The sequence below is a fragment of the Leptospiraceae bacterium genome, from assembly GCA_024233835.1.
Taxonomy (GTDB): domain Bacteria; phylum Spirochaetota; class Leptospiria; order Leptospirales; family Leptospiraceae; genus JACKPC01.
The window spans coordinates 822,921-840,193 of sequence record JACKPC010000002.1; the positions used below are offsets into that span (position 1 = coordinate 822,921).

General features: G+C 34.6%; 17 protein-coding genes. 1 reads left to right on the forward strand and 16 read right to left on the reverse strand.

The window, feature by feature from the left end; genetic code table 11:
• Positions 1–39: 39 nt before the first annotated feature.
• The gene (locus tag H7A25_12865; GenBank protein ID MCP5500791.1) at positions 40–1,647 is read right to left on the reverse strand and encodes a TolC family protein; all 1,608 of its coding nucleotides are present in this window, start codon (positions 1,645–1,647) and stop codon (positions 40–42) included.
• Positions 1,648–1,821: 174 nt separating this feature from the next.
• Between H7A25_12865 and H7A25_12870 the strand changes: the two genes are divergently transcribed.
• The gene (locus H7A25_12870; GenBank protein MCP5500792.1) at positions 1,822–3,363 is read left to right on the forward strand and encodes a PP2C family protein-serine/threonine phosphatase; all 1,542 of its coding nucleotides are present in this window, start codon (positions 1,822–1,824) and stop codon (positions 3,361–3,363) included.
• Between the two features lie 69 nt (positions 3,364–3,432).
• Here H7A25_12870 and H7A25_12875 read toward each other — a convergent pair whose 3' ends face one another.
• The 15 genes from H7A25_12875 to H7A25_12945 form a co-directional block, all read right to left on the reverse strand.
• Positions 3,433–4,359 carry a M48 family metalloprotease gene (locus H7A25_12875; GenBank protein ID MCP5500793.1) on the reverse strand — a complete coding sequence of 309 codons (927 nt, stop codon included), beginning with the start codon at positions 4,357–4,359 and terminating at the stop codon, positions 3,433–3,435.
• 492 nt (positions 4,360–4,851) lie between these two features.
• Positions 4,852–5,247 carry a hypothetical protein gene (locus tag H7A25_12880; protein MCP5500794.1) on the reverse strand — a complete coding sequence of 132 codons (396 nt, stop codon included), beginning with the start codon at positions 5,245–5,247 and terminating at the stop codon, positions 4,852–4,854.
• A 10-nt stretch (positions 5,248–5,257) separates the two neighbouring features.
• Positions 5,258–7,057 carry a hypothetical protein gene (locus H7A25_12885; GenBank protein MCP5500795.1) on the reverse strand — a complete coding sequence of 600 codons (1,800 nt, stop codon included), beginning with the start codon at positions 7,055–7,057 and terminating at the stop codon, positions 5,258–5,260.
• A 103-nt stretch (positions 7,058–7,160) separates the two neighbouring features.
• Entirely contained in the window at positions 7,161–9,299 is a 2,139-nt protein-coding gene (locus tag H7A25_12890; GenBank protein MCP5500796.1) for a guanylate cyclase, read from the reverse strand.
• A 79-nt stretch (positions 9,300–9,378) separates the two neighbouring features.
• Positions 9,379–10,962, reverse strand: coding sequence for a hypothetical protein (locus H7A25_12895; protein MCP5500797.1), 1,584 nt, complete (start codon positions 10,960–10,962; stop codon positions 9,379–9,381).
• A gap of 735 nt (positions 10,963–11,697) precedes the next feature.
• Positions 11,698–12,201 carry a hypothetical protein gene (locus H7A25_12900; protein MCP5500798.1) on the reverse strand — a complete coding sequence of 168 codons (504 nt, stop codon included), beginning with the start codon at positions 12,199–12,201 and terminating at the stop codon, positions 11,698–11,700.
• 409 nt (positions 12,202–12,610) lie between these two features.
• Positions 12,611–12,997 (reverse strand): hypothetical protein, encoded by a 387-nt coding sequence (locus H7A25_12905; protein MCP5500799.1) that lies wholly within the window; start codon positions 12,995–12,997, stop codon positions 12,611–12,613.
• Between the two features lies 1 nt (position 12,998).
• Positions 12,999–13,199, reverse strand: coding sequence for a hypothetical protein (locus H7A25_12910; protein ID MCP5500800.1), 201 nt, complete (start codon positions 13,197–13,199; stop codon positions 12,999–13,001).
• 1 nt (position 13,200) lies between these two features.
• On the reverse strand, positions 13,201–13,422 hold the full coding sequence (locus H7A25_12915; GenBank protein MCP5500801.1) for a hypothetical protein: 222 nt from the start codon (positions 13,420–13,422) through the stop codon (positions 13,201–13,203).
• Positions 13,423–13,796: 374 nt separating this feature from the next.
• Positions 13,797–14,228 (reverse strand): hypothetical protein, encoded by a 432-nt coding sequence (locus H7A25_12920; GenBank protein ID MCP5500802.1) that lies wholly within the window; start codon positions 14,226–14,228, stop codon positions 13,797–13,799.
• Position 14,229: 1 nt separating this feature from the next.
• Positions 14,230–14,616, reverse strand: coding sequence for a hypothetical protein (locus H7A25_12925; GenBank protein MCP5500803.1), 387 nt, complete (start codon positions 14,614–14,616; stop codon positions 14,230–14,232).
• 218 nt (positions 14,617–14,834) lie between these two features.
• Positions 14,835–16,031, reverse strand: a complete 1,197-nt coding sequence (locus tag H7A25_12930; protein ID MCP5500804.1) for a caspase family protein — start codon at positions 16,029–16,031, stop codon at positions 14,835–14,837.
• A gap of 21 nt (positions 16,032–16,052) precedes the next feature.
• The gene (locus tag H7A25_12935) at positions 16,053–16,376 is read right to left on the reverse strand and encodes a nucleotidyltransferase domain-containing protein (GenBank protein MCP5500805.1); all 324 of its coding nucleotides are present in this window, start codon (positions 16,374–16,376) and stop codon (positions 16,053–16,055) included.
• Entirely contained in the window at positions 16,369–16,815 is a 447-nt protein-coding gene (locus H7A25_12940) for a PIN domain-containing protein (GenBank protein MCP5500806.1), read from the reverse strand. The genes H7A25_12935 and H7A25_12940 overlap by 8 nt, the downstream gene beginning before the upstream one ends.
• Entirely contained in the window at positions 16,793–17,026 is a 234-nt protein-coding gene (locus H7A25_12945; GenBank protein ID MCP5500807.1) for a hypothetical protein, read from the reverse strand. The genes H7A25_12940 and H7A25_12945 overlap by 23 nt, the downstream gene beginning before the upstream one ends.
• Positions 17,027–17,273: the final 247 nt, after the last annotated feature.

The following is a 17,273-nucleotide window of genomic DNA, read 5'->3' on the forward strand; positions in this document are numbered from 1 at the left end:
TTTTTTTTACATAGCAGGGTTGTCTAATTTATTTTTATATTATTTCATAAATTCATCGTTTTTACTTAAAAGTTGATTCATTACTTTTCTCACATCTACTCCAAAGCGTTCAAATAAATAGTTTTTACTCAGATCATATAATAACATATTTATATTAAAATTCACCCTGGCCTGAATTGTCCCGAGTTGAGATTCTACATAATTATCCAGAGCTTTTTTGACCGAAAGGGCATTATAGCTTCCCTGAGAAAATCTGCGATAAATACCATTATAAAATCTCTCGGCCTCTAATTCTGTTCGCTTGGAATTTTGTAAGATTACATAAGATTTTTGAATATTATCATGACGGATATGTAATTCATCTTTGATCTGCTTTCTTAGGTCTTCCTCGAGAACTCGAAGCCTCGAGACTTCGATATTTGAGTCTCGAATAGCCGATTTAATTCCTTTATCCCAGAGGGGGTAGGAAAGGGCTATCTGGGCCGATAAATTATTATATTTTGTAGAAGGAATTCCCCTGTCCATAGAAGTAAAATTGTCTGAAGGAGACTCAATCGACTGGCCCAATGACTTGTAGGTTCCGGAAATTTTTAAAGAAGGTACGTCTTCCGCTTCTGCATTTGACAAACCGTATTTTGTAACCATCATTTGACGGCGAAGATTTTGTAAATCAATACGGTGTTCATAAGCATAATCAATATCTTTTTCCAGCTGATATCCGCCGGGCAATTCTTCTGTAAGCTGGGTAACTCCCTGGATTTCAGAGCGAGGATCTACATTCAACACACGAATTAAATTCCGTTTTGCTTCATCCCTTCGATTTTTTGCTGTCTCAAGCATACTGCGTATCTGGGACACTACCGAATTCCACTGGTGAATCTCATAAGTTTCAGCAAGACCAATTCTCTGCTTTCGAACGGTTAAATTTCTTATATTTATAGTACTTTTTAATAATTTCTCGTATGTTGTAACCGCAGACTCTGCAATCGAAAGGCTCCAATAATCCACCAGGGTTTTAGCAACCAGTCCTGTTAGTTGATTGAGCAGTTCTTCTCTTTTAATGACTGCCTCTAATTGAAGCATCTTCCTGGTATTCTCTTCCGTCTTTCCAAAAGAGTTTTTTAGAAGCTCCTGACTTATCGTCAAACTTAAGGCTCCCGTATACATAGGCGGAACAGCTAAAAATGAAAACTGAGAACTACTCGAACCTTCAAAAGCATTGGAGTCATATCGAACATTACTGACTTCGGCTTTAAAATAAGTTCCTGTTTTGAACTGCTTTTCTATTCCAACTTTTACTGCATCCTGAGTAAAACGGTTTCCGGAGAAGACGTTATTTCGGTTACTCGGAGCTTTCGATTTTACCACTTCGACACCACCCACTACCCTCCAGGAAAACTGGGATTCATTCTTATAATAAGGTGTATCGGATTTGAGTATTTCAAATTTTGCTGTTTGAATGGTTGGGTTATTCTCTAAAACATATTTAACTGCTTCCTCCACACTCAGCTTTATAACTTTCTTCTCCTCAGACGCCGGCTGCGCCAAAAGAGTAAGGAAACCAAACCCCAGCCAAAAAAGATAAAATTGGATTTTACAAAAATATATAATAATTTGCTTCAATGAATAGATATGATTCGGATACATGAGTATTACCTGTAATTACTAGGTTTTTATGGCCGGATTTTTTGTAAATATGTTTTATCGTTAAAATCCGGAGATCGGATTTTAACTTAAAAAGAATCCAAATTTTTTTCTTGCTCATTATTGCTTTTCTTATTTAATAGGGTTTACCTATTGCGTAAACAGGAGAATGGATTTATGCAGTTATCCCTCAGAAAAAAAATGATCATTGGCTTTTTCAGTATTTTATTACCCGCTTTTTTTATAAATTCCTATTTCACTTACCAATCCTCTCAAAATATGAAAAGAGCAAGCTATTTAAAAGAAAAATCCCTGCCCAACTACGTACTCCTGGGAAAGTTAAAAAGTTCGGTTAATGAAATTACAAACTGGTTAACGAATGTAGCAGCTACCCGTTTTGCAGAAGGCTATGATGAGGGCTATAAACATGCTGAAGGAAATCTAAAAATAGCCAAATCCGTTCTGGATAAGTTGATCGAAAATTATATTAAGCAGAAAAAAGATACCACTCAACTAAAGAAAATTAATAAGCAAATTGATACTTTCTATGAAGTTGGAAAAGAAATGGCTTTCGCTTACAGAGATGGCGGAACCGATGCCGGTAATGAAATGATGAGTGTTTTCTTTGGAGTTTCCAAAGAATTTCGTCTGAGCATACAAAACCTCGAAAAAGAGATAGAATCCTCTCACGAAGAAACAGTGGATTCGATGGAGAATGATCTAACAACTACGAGGATTATTACCATTGTTTTTAGTACAATTTTTGCTATTCTCGGAATAGTGCTGTCTATTATCATTTCCAATTACCTGGTCGGTCCGATCCGTAAACTTATTCATGTCATTCGCGTAATACAAGAAAAAAAAGACTTATCCCAGAAAGTTGAGGTGAAAGGGAAAGACGAAATGGCAGCTCTTTCGGAAGAGTTTAACTATATGATGGACAAGCTTTTTGAAAATGATAAAGAACTTCGAGCTACCCGGGATGCTCTCTGGGGAGAAATGGAACTCGCAAAGAAAATTCAAACCTGTCTGGTTCCGGAAAATCCAAAAATAGAGGGATGTGAAGTATTAGGTTTTATGCAAACAGCTGATGAAGTGGGGGGAGATTATTATGATGTTATCAATCCATTTAAAGCAGGACAAAAGAATTGGTTTGTCATAGGAGATGTATCCGGACACGGAGTTCCGGCAGGCCTGGTTATGATGATGGTACAAAGCCTGGTTAACTCGATTATTCATACAGGCTATTTTAATTCTCCGGCAGAAGTTTTAATAGAAGTAAATAAAACTTTAACAGAGAATATCCGTAAACTCTCAGAAAACAAGTATATGACCATTACCTTATTTGCTATGGATGAAAAAGGGAATATAGAATTTGCAGGAGCCCATCAGGATATTGTGACCTACCGAAAAAAAACAAAATCCATTGAGTTTATTGAAACAACAGGTTTCTGGATCGGAATCGAAGATGATATAGAACCCTTCATTAATAATGAAAAAACAAAAATTAATAAGGGTGATGTGATGGTTTTATATACGGATGGTGTTACCGAGTCTGTAAATAGAGAACAACAAATGTTTGAGAAAAGAGGTATTAAAGCTGTATTAGAAAAATATCACGATGAATCTCTTGAAGTAATTCGAGATAATCTTCTCTCTTCTCTGAAAGAATATAAAAATAATGATGATATTACTTTTATGTTATTAAGGAAGTCCTGATAGAATTTTTCCGCTTAAGAACTTTCTAAGGGTGGTGCTCAAAGCCTATCGCCCTTAGAGGGATTTAGTTTATTTTCCCAGTTTTCTCTTCATCTTTTTAAAAGCATCTGAAGATACTTCCTTACCTGTTGTTTTAACTTCCTTTAAAGCTTTTTCCAGTTCCTGAATCCTCGGTTCGTTTATATCATGGGTATAATAGATGTCCATCAAGTTTGAGGGAACTCCTTCTTTCCCGTCCTTCATAGCCTGAAGACGAATTTCATATAATCGTTTAAAAAAATTCCCAGCATATTCTTTTTTGTAAGTAGTCTTAGCAAAAAGTTCCACAGCCAACTTATCTGCATACAACTCATCTTCCGGAGAATTTACAATATAATCATGTTTCGCTTTTATCTCTCCGTATCTATTTCCATCTACTGTTACCGGTTGATTTAAACTCTTTCCAAGTTTTTTACATGGACTATATGGCTGAGTTTTCTTACAGGCAGAATATGCCACCATTTTTACCTTCCCACTAAATACAGTCCCTACCGAAGTTCCCAATTTCGTTAAAATGCTCATATTAGAATGCTTATCAAAAATACGTCTGGAAACATCTCTTCTTTGTCCGTGAGCAATTTCATGACTGATAAGAAATACCAGCTCTGCTTCGGTTTGAACCATTGTTAGTAGGGGCTTTGTAATAAAAATAGAACCGGAAGGCAAAGAAAATAAATTCACATTCTCTGTTCCTACAACTATAAATTCATACGAATATGAACGATTCTCCACACCCATAGCTTTAACAAGCCCTTTTCCCAGCTCTGAAATATAGACTTGAAGTTCATTGTCCCTTACAGGTGGATAATCTTCTAATATTTGAGGAAGGTATTCCTGGCTCATAGCTTTTTCATCTTCCGGGGTAATTTCTTCTATTTTTACCGGTGCTGAAGAACAACGAAGGAAAAATATATACAACAAAGAAAGTAAAATAGTTTTTAATCTGATTTTTTTCATTATGATCCAGAATTTTAATAAAAGTTAATATCGTAAACCTCAATTTTTCCGCTTACTAACGAAGTCCCAAAAGCCTGTCTGACTTCATTGAAAACTCCTATCTTCGACTTTTCTTCCCCGGAGTCGGAATAGGATTATTTATGGTGAGAGAATCCTAAAGTCCGACTTCTCACCGCTTGCCTTTTCCTGCTTCTTGCCTGTATCTATTTCCTACTAAAAAATCCTTTCCTTTCTTAGCTCTACCCGTCTAAGTGGTACTTATGCCCGGTGGTAAATATCTAAACCCCTATACTGACTTCGGTTTTAAAAAGCTCTTCGCTGAAGGATGAGGATGAAGAGAAAAGAAAGTTTATGCGCGAGATTCCCCCGGTTCCACGAACGGGGGAAATAAGATTGATTTTTAAGTTATAGAAAACTACACCTTAAGAAGTCCACTTAACAAAGCCCTACCCTTTTCTTCGAGAAAGTCTGATGTATAGAAGTTAAGTTCTCTCACTTTACTCCTATAATATTATCTCCTTTTGCCAATTCAGAAGGAACGACTCCGATAAAGTTTTTTGACTTTGAAACTAAAGCCAGGATAACACGTGTAGAAACCTTTCTGGGATAAGCCTTACCGGAACGGATATTATTCTGCACCTGTAATCCCTGGAATTCCTTATAGGACATACCCATAAAGCTCTTGCAAAAGTCCTCCATAATTTTATCATCTTTATTGAGAAGAACAATAGCTTTTCCTCCGCTCGGCCAATTTTCCCGTGTTCCTTTCATTATCAATTTTAACTGTCCTTTTGAGACACCCTTTTGTTGTGTATTAACTACAGCAAAACTATCATCCGCCATCAATGATATACTAAAAAAGAATATTATAATAAATAACTTAATCATTATCTTACCCTCAAAATGCCGCACTGAGTGAAATTGCATGTAACCGGGCAGCTCCACCAACTCCCGACACGGCTCTTCCCTTTAATAAAGACGTTTCTATTTTCATTACTAATTTGGGATCAATTTTCCAATTAAATCCAAACGTTTCCGCTTCAAAGTATTTTCCGGAATTTACAGTTCTCATATTATCGGTCAAACTATCATATCGTGTATAAGGAGTATATTTTCCAAAAAATTGGTATTCCATCTGTACATAATAGGTATTGACCGTATAATTCTCCGGTTTAATTAATCTTAGATTCTTAACATTCGGATCGGGACTTGAATAAGTTCGACCCGCATCATAATAGTGTGGATAATTAACCGTGAACTGTCTCCAACCTTCAGCCTGTAAAACAAAAATCCCTTCATAGGGTAAATTTCTCATGCTCAACTTTATATGGCCGGCACCATATACGTCATTTTGTTTTCTAAAATACGAAGTTTTATCTCTATCATAAAAGAAAGAGCCTGAAGTAGGTGTATTAATAATTATACTATTTTGTTGTGCTGCAGCTATTTGTTGCTCCAGTGTAGCAGCTACTGTATTAAAATCCACTGCCGGTCTTAGATTTCTGTAAGGATAATAATCCACTATAGTTCTGTCTCCATTATAGCCGGAGCCACCAATGTCCAGATCCGTATCTTCAAGAATATTAGAGATTTTAAAATTACCAAAAGCTCCAAAAGCCTTGTTTCTATCGTCATCTACCCTATCACAATCATTGCACTGTCCGTTTCCAACAAATGCAATGTAATCAAAAACAACTTCATCTCCTAAAAAAAACTTTCCAAATACTTCTCCACCCGTATTCCAGAGAGGAGGACTGGCAGCAAGAGATAAAGGATTTGTTACAGTTAAGGGTAAGCGAATAGATGTTAGAATAGGTGCTCCATGATCCTGATTCCAGAGTCCCATAGGAGTAAAAAACTTTCCGATTCTTAAACCCAGAGCTTCATACTTATTCCACTCCAAATAGGCTCTCTCAATAAAAATTCCTCCCTGGGTTCCAAGCCTGATCCCGTTACCATCATACCCTCCACTTCCGCTGATGGGTTCACCGTTAGTCAAATTATAACCCTGGGGTGTTACCGTTCCATAATTGACCTGATCTCTATTGTTAATCGGAGTCATTAGCCTGAACTCTGTGAAGAACTTCCAACTGTCCGTTACCTGAAAAGTAGTATATAAATTAATATTAGCCAATCGAAAACTGGCATTAGCCGGATACATGGGATAAAACAAACCTTCATTGATAATCGATGCATCCGAGAACTGCTTATATAAAAGATCATCACTACCTTTAACCGGTATAGCCTTCAAGGCTTGAAAATCCACAAAACCACCGATAGTAAATTTTGGTTTAAATTCTTCTCCGGTTATAGTAGATAGAGCAGAACCGGAAATATCCTCCTCTGAAGAATACTTTTCTAAAAGTGCATCCGGATCTTTATCTTCTTTTTTAGTTTCTGGTTTCTCAGATGATTTTTGTTCCTTCTTTTCTGAAGACTCAGACTTCAGAGAAGGCTTATCTTTCTCTTCTTCTTTTTTAATTGGAGGTTTTTCATCTTCAAAAAATGTTTCAGGTTCATTAGAGGCTTTTTTTTTCTCTTCCGACTTTTTGGTTTCTTTTTCAGGATTTGTATCAGCTTTTTTAGAAGTTACAATTTCATTCTTTTTTTCTTCTACTGCTTCATCCTGAGAGTAAATTCGAGTCAAAGGGCTCGATAAAAAACAAAATACAAGGATAAAAAATATTGGATTCTTCATAAGTTCAAGACTATTCCTATTTTTGGGAAAGTAAATAATTTTTTTATTCAAAGTATAAAATACTAAGGTTTCTATCGTTGTAGGACTTCCAAGATTTCCTTCTCTACTCTTTCTGCAAATATCTTCCTCTTCCCTGCTCTTCTTTTGGGGAATGCTTTTTAAGTTCCTTCTTTTCGAGACAGATTTGTAGAAAAGCTTTTGAGATAGAATCTTCCGGATTTTGTTGGATTATTTTTTCAAAAAGGTGAATCGCTTCAGAAAAGTTTTCTTCTTTATAGAGCTGAAGAGCCTTATCAAAATTGTTTTTAGTTTGTAAGAATAATGTAAATATATCCTCTTCATAGCAATCTAATATTTCGGCTATCTTAACCGGCTTTTCCTTGCCTTTTACTTTTACCTCATCCAAAAAACGATAATGAAAGTTTTGAGGTTCTTTTAGTTTTTGTATCACCGCTTCACTTACAAGAATTTTAGTTCCATAAATTTTTGTAAGTCCTTCGAGTCGGGATGCAAGATTCACCGCATCAGAAATGACCGTCCCTTCCATTCTTTGGTTCTCACCAATAGTCCCTAACATGAGAGCACCAATGTGAATTCCAATTCCAACTTTGACTTCTGCATATCCCGAATTACTTCTATGCTGATTGTAGTGAACCAGTTCTTTTTGAATTTCAATAGCAGATTGAATTGCGTCATCTACGGAACGAGGAAATAGGGCCATAATTGCATCACCTATATACTTATCAATAAATCCGTGTTGATTTCGAATAATAGGACCCACTCGCTTTAAATAAGAGTTCAGGAAATTAAAGTTCTCTTCTGGAGTCATATTTTCTGATAAATTGGTGAATTGGCGGATATCCGAAAATAGAATACTCATATCTTTTAGAACTTGATCTCCGAGACTGACGTGGAGAATACTTTCTTTTCCGAGTAAATTTAAAAATTCGAGGGGCACAAAGCGGCTATAGGCTTGCAGGTAGGCTTCTTTAATACGAGCCGTTTCTTCCATTGCTTCCAGGCTTTTTTGTTGAGCAATTTCTTTTTCCTTTTTTAATAAATTAATTCTATCAGCTATTGCGAAGGAAAAAAGAACTACTTCTAAGACAGAACCAATTTGCATCCCATTTGTGCTTAAAAAAGATTCAGGGAAAATATTAAATATCCTTAAAACAAAAATTAAGATTCCTATTAAAAAAAATGACCAGGCAAGTAAATAAAATCGAGCAGGAGTATAACCTTTTTTAAATATAATAATTCCACTTACTATTAAAGTAATAGAAACAAATAAAACATTTGCCAGGGCTAATTTCAAAGCGAGTGAGTATTTTAAAAAACTTAATCCGGATATAAAGATAATAGCGTAAATACTTAAGAGAATTAGAATTAACTTATTTGCTATAATAGAGTTGTTCTTTGTATCTAAAAATTCTTTAGAGAAGATCAAAACTGCGGATTGGGCTAAAATGATAAATATAAAAATTGAATACGAGTTAAAATTTATAGAAGCAGGCCAGAGATATTGAAAGGCAAATCCATTCATTGATAATTGTAGAAGCCCGAAACCGGTGACATAAAAAATATAATAAAGGTAAACCGTATTTCTAAGGGAAAGAAATAAGAAGAAATTATACAAACACATAACTATAAAGATTCCGTAATACCCTCCATAGAGAAAAAGCTCTTTATAGTTTGTTTCAGCCAGATGCATGGGAGAATGGATTTGAATCGGTATGATGAGTGAACCATCTGTATTTACTCTAATGAATAGAGGACTCTCTTTCTGGTATTTAAGGGGAATCTTAAATAAAAAGTTTCTGTGTTGAATTTCTCTACGATGAAAGGGCAGATGATCGCCTGCCTGTTTTTTTTGATAGGAGTTGTTGTTGTCCGGGTAATAAAACTCAATACTATCAAGTGGAGGAAAACTAACTTCAAAAATCCAGAAAGGAATATCTTCTATATTATTTAATACATTTAATTTAAACCAGAGTGCAGAACTTACAATTCCAAAATTTGTATTATTTTTTCCGCAGGGTTTAAATTGACTTTGTGTATAGGCTCTAAGAATCTCTTCTATCTTCATCCCTTGAGTTTTGTCTTCAAAACAATCAAGATAGAGGTTTCCCTTGTATAGCTCCAGACCCGGCTGAAGTATGAGTGTTTTTGAGAAAATAGTACCGGTGAAAAAAAGGAAAAAAGCACAGAGAAACATGAAACTTAAGCTCAAAATACGATTCATGGCCGAATAAATTATCGGACTTGGATAGAAAAGCAAGCTTTTTCTGTCTTATCAAGAGTAATATTTTATAAAATTTCTGTTATTCTTTTAGTTTATAGGTCTCGTAGGAATAAGTTCCTTTTTCATTCTTTTTCAGATTTGTAAAATTTTCCTTTAAGAAAGCCTGCATCTTTCTTACTTCTGGGCTATTCCCACCAATTTTTCGAACATACTCTTTTTCCAGTTCATTCATAGTATCTAATTTACTTTCAGATGCTTTGATTGAGTCGAGAAATGTATCAGAGAATTTATAAAAAGCTAAGTTCCTGGATGGATATTCCTTTTGAAGTTTAGGAAGAATTTCTTCAAAACTTTTTTGATCCTTAATACAGAGTGTAGGTTGGGAAAAGAAATGTATTCCCACTGAATCACAGAGTGGCTGGGCTGAGAGAATCCAGATATCTGCTTTACTATCTAAAAAAAGCTCCTGAGTCGAATTCAGTTGCTTTGTAATACGTTTATGTAGATGTATGTGTTCATACAGAGCCAGTAGTGAAAATAGTATACAGGCGAAAGCCAGACTTTTCCAGATATGATAAATTTTTCTCTCCTTGTCAAGGAGACTTTCAACAAAGTTTTTACTCAGAAGTAAAAGAGGAAAAATGGCAAGAGTCAGATAACGAGCTCCTGTATTTCCTCCATCATTAGGAGCTACGAAGGAAGCTAACAACATGAAAATTAAAGAACCGAGAAAAAATATTTTTTCACTTTTATTCAGTTCTTTGAAGTGTCCGGGTATCGCGTAGTATAATTGCACTAATAGAAATAGTGGAGTAAATACATAAAATCCGGGTTTGGAGAACTTCCCTAAAAAAAGAATTTCAAAGATTCTCATGAATGTCCCACCACCTCGTTGTTCAGGATCCGAGTAATTGAAGAAAAAACGTGGTCCTAAAAAATGACCGTAGTGGATGTGGTTAAACAGGAGAAAAACAATTACAGGAAGCAGAAATCCTATACCAGGAAATAGAGATTTTCTTATTCCCTGTTGCTTATAAATGAGTAAAACAGCAAGCCCGATAGAAGGAAAAAATAGAATCGGTTCGAGTCGAAAAAAAACAGAAAAGCCGATGAGAAAGCCGGCTATAAATTCGAGCACTTTATTTTCTTTGGATAAAAACCAGAGTGTTAAACCTGTAGCATTCAAAAGAACAAAAAGAGAATTTTCTGAAACATCGAGAGCGGGGATTAATGTAAAAGTACAGAACAGGACAAATGTAATATGCCAGGGACTAAAATTCCAGTATCTAAATAAAAGAAATAGATAGGGAATAACCAACATATAGGAAAGCAGAGGAAAATAAGGGAGTATAGATTTATACGCAAAAGGGCTTAAAAAAATAGAGTAAGCCAGAGGGAATACACCGATTACTTTCCCTTTTACTTCCCCGATAAAGGGTTGCTGCATAATAAAATGCTTATATGTTGGATCGATATTTTTTGCTTCATAAAATAAGGATTCATCGGAGTATCCGGAAATTTTAAGAGAATAGGCCTGAATGGTTTTCAGAAGGGTATCTGCGATAAAAAGCCTGCGAAAATCTAACTTTAGGGGAATATAAACAAATAGGAGCAGGCAGAGTAAAATAGGAATAATAAACTTGGTTTTATTTACTTGATTCATTCTAAAACACCGGATCTTCTTCTCCAGCTTTTTTTATCCTAAAAGAATTACAATTTTTTTTAAAAGGTAGTAAAACTTTTTACGAAATTAATCGTCAAATTCGGTATCCACCCGGAAATAAGTATTTATTGTTCATGATCACGGAGGATTTAATGAACTTGCTAATACAATTCTTCAGTTGCTTTAGAGACGCAGTTCCCATCGTATATGAGCGTCATAGTATGGACTAAGACATAATTTTTGTCCTATTATTTTCCTAAAATATTCCCTGTATAGCTTCAATCGGTATAAGTTTTATACCTGAAAAAGAGGAGGAAAGAAAATTCCTTATTGTAATGAGAATTACGCAGCTACATTATGACTATTTCGAATAAGGTTAGCTTTTAACCGGGATAAAAGTTTTCCTTAAAATGGCTGTATTCTCAAAATGTCTGAAAAGATATAACAAAAGCAAGATAGATTTGTTTATTCATCGAAGAATGGACTTTATAAGGAGTAAAGATAGAGTTAGTAGAGTTATTGAAAGTATAGGTTCGATATAAGAATTTTTATCCGGGTTATGCAGTCAGGCCTTTTCTATAGGTTGCAGGGCAAATAGAATAGGCTTGTATTCAAGCCCAATCTTTGCTCACCATTTTGAGTCCTCTTTCTTCTTATTTTTTCGTTGAGAACCCACCTTATTTTAAGCTTTTAAAAATCCGGTTTCATCTGAAGCTTGGAAATGAATTTCTGAGTTTATGAAAAAGCTTTCGCAAGTTTTACTATATGAGAGAAGTCCTTATCATCAAAAACGGAATCTTTAAAAGCATTCAACAAATCAATAATATTCTTTTCAGTTCCTGTTTCATTTCGCACTTGAAAATCTCCGATTAAAATTTCAACCAAGTAATCTCTTAGTATCTTTTTTGCTATGGAAAAAAAGTATTCAGCCTTATCTTCGTTTTCTAAAACGCTATGATAGAAATATCCTAGCTCAATATAAGGTTGAAGATACTTCCCGTCGATTTCTATGGCTTTCAGAAGTAGCCTTTCCACATCTTCTAAAGTATATTTTGTATTTTCAGATAATTGAATACAGGTAGCTTTTACCGTGCAATGATACGGACTCATGTTTGTTTCATTATCTAAAAGTCTTATTACTTCATCATAATTTTTTGAATCGATGTTCTTTTTAATTTCAGAATCTAAATTCTTCATCAACTTATTTTTCCTGTGATCTTCTATTTTTGTAACTTTCATATAATTCTCATGCAATAGGGATTTAAAATTCTTTATTCCGAGATTCATGCTATTCAAAAGCATAAGGAATATATCTATTTCTTTAGTTTACTATACTCATCTTGAAAACGGAACCATTGCTGATAGGGAATTAATACAGCAGTGGTTTCGTTAGAACTGGATTTTACATATTGGATTTCAAACTCTTCTATATTCATAATAGTATCCTTTTACATTATTTTTCCATGGCTCAAGTAAAAAGTCAAATCATTTTACTTCCGAGCTCACGTTATTGCCATTAATTCAATTTAAGAATCAAGAATAAATCAGTATCTTCCCATTGTGAGAATAGGATGCTTCGGCTTGTATTGAGTTTATCGAAATATAAGGCTTTATTCTACTCAGCAGTAAAAGTGTTTACAAAAATAAATTATAAATACTCCATATAAATATTCTCTTTTTTAGACAAATAAGATATAGCTTCATAACTTTTTTTTATTTTATAAACTATGTTTTCCATACTATTTTGATTGGAGCTTGCTTTCAGTAAATTTGTTTTGCTCTTTTCTTCCAATTTTAGAATTAAAGGATATGTATTTTCAAGAATGGTAGTTTGGAAAAAGGAAATATACTTTTCTCTTATACCATTTTCCAACCTGACAGCTTCTATATTTATTTCTTCGACTTCAGTTTTTATTTCAATCCCAGTAGACTTTTGTATTTTTGAAAAATCAGAAAGGGCAAGCCATTTATAAAAATCTTCCGATATTTCAAGGATTGTTTCATCTCCATTTTCTTTGTAAAATATTATTTCCATTTTAAGATTCTTCCTTTATATTGCTAAATTCACTTTCTGGAATATTTTCAACCCACTCAATATTATTTTCTTCAAAAATCCTTTTAGCTGTATCTGATATCTTTCCGGTTGTTAATACAACTTTAATAGTCCCTTTTGAAGCTATAGATTTAGCCAGTCCTTTATAAATATTTCCTATTGTCTTTACTTCAATGTATGGCATATTATTTATACTTGTCTTTTAATTCCCTTGCTAACTTTTGAACTTTTTCAGTATCCTTTTCATTATAATAAAGTATATCCCCTTTTGGATCATTTCCAACTGTTCGTTCTGCTTTAATCTTTGCCTTTTTTAATTTCTCTAAAAACCATGTTACAATGTTCTTATGGTCTTTATAGTGCTTTATCATTTTATCTTCATCTGTTTCTATATTTTCGCGTTCCATTTTCAATAATAATAATTTTTTCTATTCCAATGTCAATCTAATAATCTAACACTTTTTTATCCGGAAATTGTATCGAACCACCGGTGTCCCTCTCATTGTGAGAATAGGATGCTTCAGCTTGTATTGGATTTATCTGCATAAGAACCAAATAGTATAATTTTTTGTGGATAAAAATTAGCTCCAATTTTTTGGACAAATTTTATTCCTTCGTCCCTTTTACTTTAATATTGAAAAAGTGGGATTTCCTTTTGAAAAAAATACTGTCTGAAAGTTTCATCCTGAAAGGAACTTTCAATCCAATCCTTAATTTCCTTTTCATATATCAAAACCTTTGTAGTTCCTAATCTCTGAAAGGAGGATGGATCTTTTCTGTATTATCTCTTTTTTAAGGATTCAGTAAATAATCTTTCCTGCTCTTTATAATAATCTTCAGAGACAATATAAGGCATGATAGTTCCGGTTTTTAGGTACAAGGAACTACCAAAGACAATGTCACTATAATAGAAATAGAAGAGGGAATCATAATCCTTTTCTGCTTTTAAAAACTTTTTTGTATCGGGATTTGTTGTATAACCCACCATCATCATAAATTTGTTCTTAATATCTTCGCATAACTCTTCGTAGAGTTGAAGGTTTATACTATTTTCATCTATATCGTCTACCAGGTTCTTAAAAAAATACCTAAAAGAATCTAAACAAATTTCCTCCGGGCACTCCTGGTTTCTTAAATGAATCAGTGGAATTTTCTGTATTTTTTTAAATTTGAGTATGATATAACCGCCGACAGGTTCAATGTAAGGTTTCATTTTATCTGAGCTTCCTTAATTTCAAAACAAACTCACAGGCCTTTTCCAATTTTGTCTCCAAACTAAACTTACTTAAAAAACCTTGATATTTTCTTAAATCTTCCAGATGAACCTTTTCTACATGAGCGACGATTACCTGCTCCATGTAAGAAAGTAGTCGTTTCTTCTTATTTCGGCTGAATTTAGATGATATAACAGTTACCTGATCCGTATTAAACAACATCATATATTCTCTTGCTGTTAGATAGGAGCATAATATTTCAAAGTCCTTACCATTTTCACTGCTAAGTTCATTCCATCTTTGCACTAATTTCTTTCTATTGGAACTTCTGCCAAGAAAAAGCTCCATATCCAAATCTGCTAAAGGTAATAATAATTGCTCGTCCATAGATTTTCTATTTACAACTAAACATCTAATAGTGTCAAATTATTTTTTATTATTCGAGTCTCTGCATCATCGTACCAACCCCAACCGCCGCCTGAGCGACTGCAAAGCAGGAGCCGAAGGCAAGGTCGGCGAAACGGCAACGTTTCGCCGGAAATAACCAAATCACCCAATTACCAACCGTAAGGAACGGTCGCGACCGTTCCTTACGGGGCACACAATCAGCGGAAACAGCGAACGTGTAGAACATCGTCCTTACCACTGACATAGCTATTGCCATCGTAGATATTGAAACCGTACGCTCTTAAGGAACCTATCTCTACCTCGCAGGTCCAATAATACACAGGCAGCGATATTATTACTTTATTATCCTTCGCCTCCGGCCAGGTTTTCCATTCGCCGGAATCATACATGGCTTTAAACTCTGTCCTGGTTGGCAGGCGTTCCTTTACCTTTTGCATGACTTCATTCCAAGTCATCCTGCCAAGGTAGACAGTTTTTTCTGTGGAAGGTAGGTTGAAGGATACAGTATACTCCGGTTTTGAATCGCTCAAATACCTTGTATACAATTCAGGATTAATATGTCCGGTAAGTCCTGCTGTAGTAGAAGGAAAAATTTGTCCCGGCTTCTTTCTCCATCCGGGTAAATATTTTTGCAGAACATTATAGGAAAGATCATCATCCTCTTTTTCAAGCTTAAGAGTTACCGTTTTTGTCTCTTGCTCTTTTGGAGGCACAAAGTAAAAATCATGTCTCAAATTATGAGACATTTCTGGCCCCTGTTGTCCATTGGTATCAAAATATACTTCGCTTCCTACTTTCTTAAACAGATCTTCGATTTTCAAACCCGGTTCCGGCAAATATTTCAATAGTCTACTCAGATAAATACTATTCTTTCCGTCTTCACCGTCCCCGGCTTCTGCACCGGCACCAGTTGCAAAAGATATGATGCTGCTTTTTGGAATTTCTACTCTCTCTGAAAATCCGCCTGAGAGGGTTCCACGGCGATTGGAAAAAAAGGGATTATTTCTACAGGCATCCAGAATGATAATATTGGTTTCACTTTTACCTTCTTTGATAAAGTTAAAAATCTTGGATAAAGGTATCGCAACATTATCCAGCCATTCTACATTTGTATTCTCTGTATCTACAGGAATAAGAAAGTTCTCTCCTCCTATCTGCACGCCATGTCCGGAATAATAAAGTAAAGCCACTTCCCTTCTATCCTTAATTCTATTAGAAAATTCATTTATAAGGTTGATAAGATTTGGCTTCAAATCATCGATGGAGCATAGAACATCAAAGCCCACTTTTCGCAGAGCCTCTTCTATCGCATAAGCATCATTCACAGGGTTTTTCAACTTAGTCAAATGCTTATAATCCGAACAACCTATTACCAGTGCGTTTCTCTCAGCCATTTTTACTCACCCTATTTTCTTTCATAATAGAACCATTCCTTCCCTTTCAATATTCTTTCCTATAGGCAGGCTTTTGTGGAATTCATAATCTTCTTCATCCCAGATCAGGCAGGAGGCTAAAACATTATATTTATCTAAAATTGCATATCCGGCGTCATAAATAATTTCTAAAATGGACTCTTCTTTTTCAGTAAGCAAAACCATGAAATCATAGTCGGAATACTTATGATTGTCTTTCCTGGCTCGTGAGCCAAACAAAGTAACCCTTTTTAACTTTTCAGGAATTTCTCTTTTTAGCTCTTCGAGAAAGCTGCTTATCACAGGATCTTGCAATTCGTTATTCAACTTTTCCTCCTTGCTTCTGAGAAAGAAATGGATTTATTATTTTAAGCCTATTTTCTACCTTTAAATTATCTTGCATATCTTCAGTATATAAATATGAGCATTTACCCAGTAATGCTGAGGAAACAATCAGACTATCCCAATATGAAAAATTATAATTATCCCTCAAATTCCAGGCAAATCTTACTGTTTCTAATTCTATAGGCATTACTTCACAATCTGCAATAATAGAATCTAAAGCTTTCCGAGCATTAGATTTTGCAATTCGATTTTTTAATAGATTTACAAATATTTCATTTATAACCTGAGTGCTTATTAGAATATCATTACCATCTAAAGAATCAAACAGTTCAATAGCTCCCTGACATTTTTTGTTTTCTTCTTTTTCATTCAGCAAAGCATAAAGAAAGATATTTGAATCAATAAATACTTTTTCTTTCATAAATCTCTTCTCTATTCATTATCTGAATCTTATCTACCGGGAAAGGCTGACGGAATAATTCTTTCAGATTTTTGTGTGTAGTTCTTTCAGCTATATTATCACTGGCATGAATGAGTATATCCAGTATAGGTTTCTGAATCTCAATGAATATTTCTTCAGGTAAACTATCGATTCTTCTAAATAAATCTAATTTTAATTCGGCTGCATTCATCGCTTTTCTCCTCCTGCTAAGGGAGTTCAGAATTTTCTCTCGCTCATTTTATATTTTTCTTTGAAAAATTCTGTAGTCAATTACATTTGTATTTATTATGAGTAAAAAAATCCTCTTTCAGAGCTGGCTTCAAACATTCCGGAGAAAATTAACTCTTCTGCCGAGAAGTTTGAACGTTTCATTATCTGGCTCTGGGGAGCCTATACTGCCCTGATTGGTTTTAGTAGCGGTGGTCTGACTCTTCTTT

Bases quoted from the DNA above. Each gene is read 5' to 3' on its own strand.
- H7A25_12910 (MCP5500800.1), bottom strand. From the start codon at position 13,199: ATGCCATACATTGAAGTAAAGACAATAGGAAATATTTATAAAGGACTG.
- H7A25_12885 (MCP5500795.1), bottom strand. From the start codon at position 7,057: ATGAAGAATCCAATATTTTTTATCCTTGTATTTTGTTTTTTATCGAGC.
- H7A25_12880 (MCP5500794.1), bottom strand. From the start codon at position 5,247: ATGATTAAGTTATTTATTATAATATTCTTTTTTAGTATATCATTGATG.
- H7A25_12895 (MCP5500797.1), bottom strand. From the start codon at position 10,962: ATGAATCAAGTAAATAAAACCAAGTTTATTATTCCTATTTTACTCTGC.
- H7A25_12865 (MCP5500791.1), bottom strand. From the start codon at position 1,647: ATGTATCCGAATCATATCTATTCATTGAAGCAAATTATTATATATTTT.
- H7A25_12930 (MCP5500804.1), bottom strand. From the start codon at position 16,031: ATGGCTGAGAGAAACGCACTGGTAATAGGTTGTTCGGATTATAAGCAT.
- H7A25_12940 (MCP5500806.1), bottom strand. From the start codon at position 16,815: ATGAAAGAAAAAGTATTTATTGATTCAAATATCTTTCTTTATGCTTTG.
- H7A25_12900 (MCP5500798.1), bottom strand. From the start codon at position 12,201: ATGAAAGTTACAAAAATAGAAGATCACAGGAAAAATAAGTTGATGAAG.
- H7A25_12920 (MCP5500802.1), bottom strand. From the start codon at position 14,228: ATGAAACCTTACATTGAACCTGTCGGCGGTTATATCATACTCAAATTT.
- H7A25_12870 (MCP5500792.1), top strand. From the start codon at position 1,822: ATGCAGTTATCCCTCAGAAAAAAAATGATCATTGGCTTTTTCAGTATT.
- H7A25_12890 (MCP5500796.1), bottom strand. From the start codon at position 9,299: ATGAATCGTATTTTGAGCTTAAGTTTCATGTTTCTCTGTGCTTTTTTC.
- H7A25_12945 (MCP5500807.1), bottom strand. From the start codon at position 17,026: ATGAATGCAGCCGAATTAAAATTAGATTTATTTAGAAGAATCGATAGT.
- H7A25_12925 (MCP5500803.1), bottom strand. From the start codon at position 14,616: ATGGACGAGCAATTATTATTACCTTTAGCAGATTTGGATATGGAGCTT.
- H7A25_12915 (MCP5500801.1), bottom strand. From the start codon at position 13,422: ATGGAACGCGAAAATATAGAAACAGATGAAGATAAAATGATAAAGCAC.
- H7A25_12875 (MCP5500793.1), bottom strand. From the start codon at position 4,359: ATGAAAAAAATCAGATTAAAAACTATTTTACTTTCTTTGTTGTATATA.
- H7A25_12905 (MCP5500799.1), bottom strand. From the start codon at position 12,997: ATGGAAATAATATTTTACAAAGAAAATGGAGATGAAACAATCCTTGAA.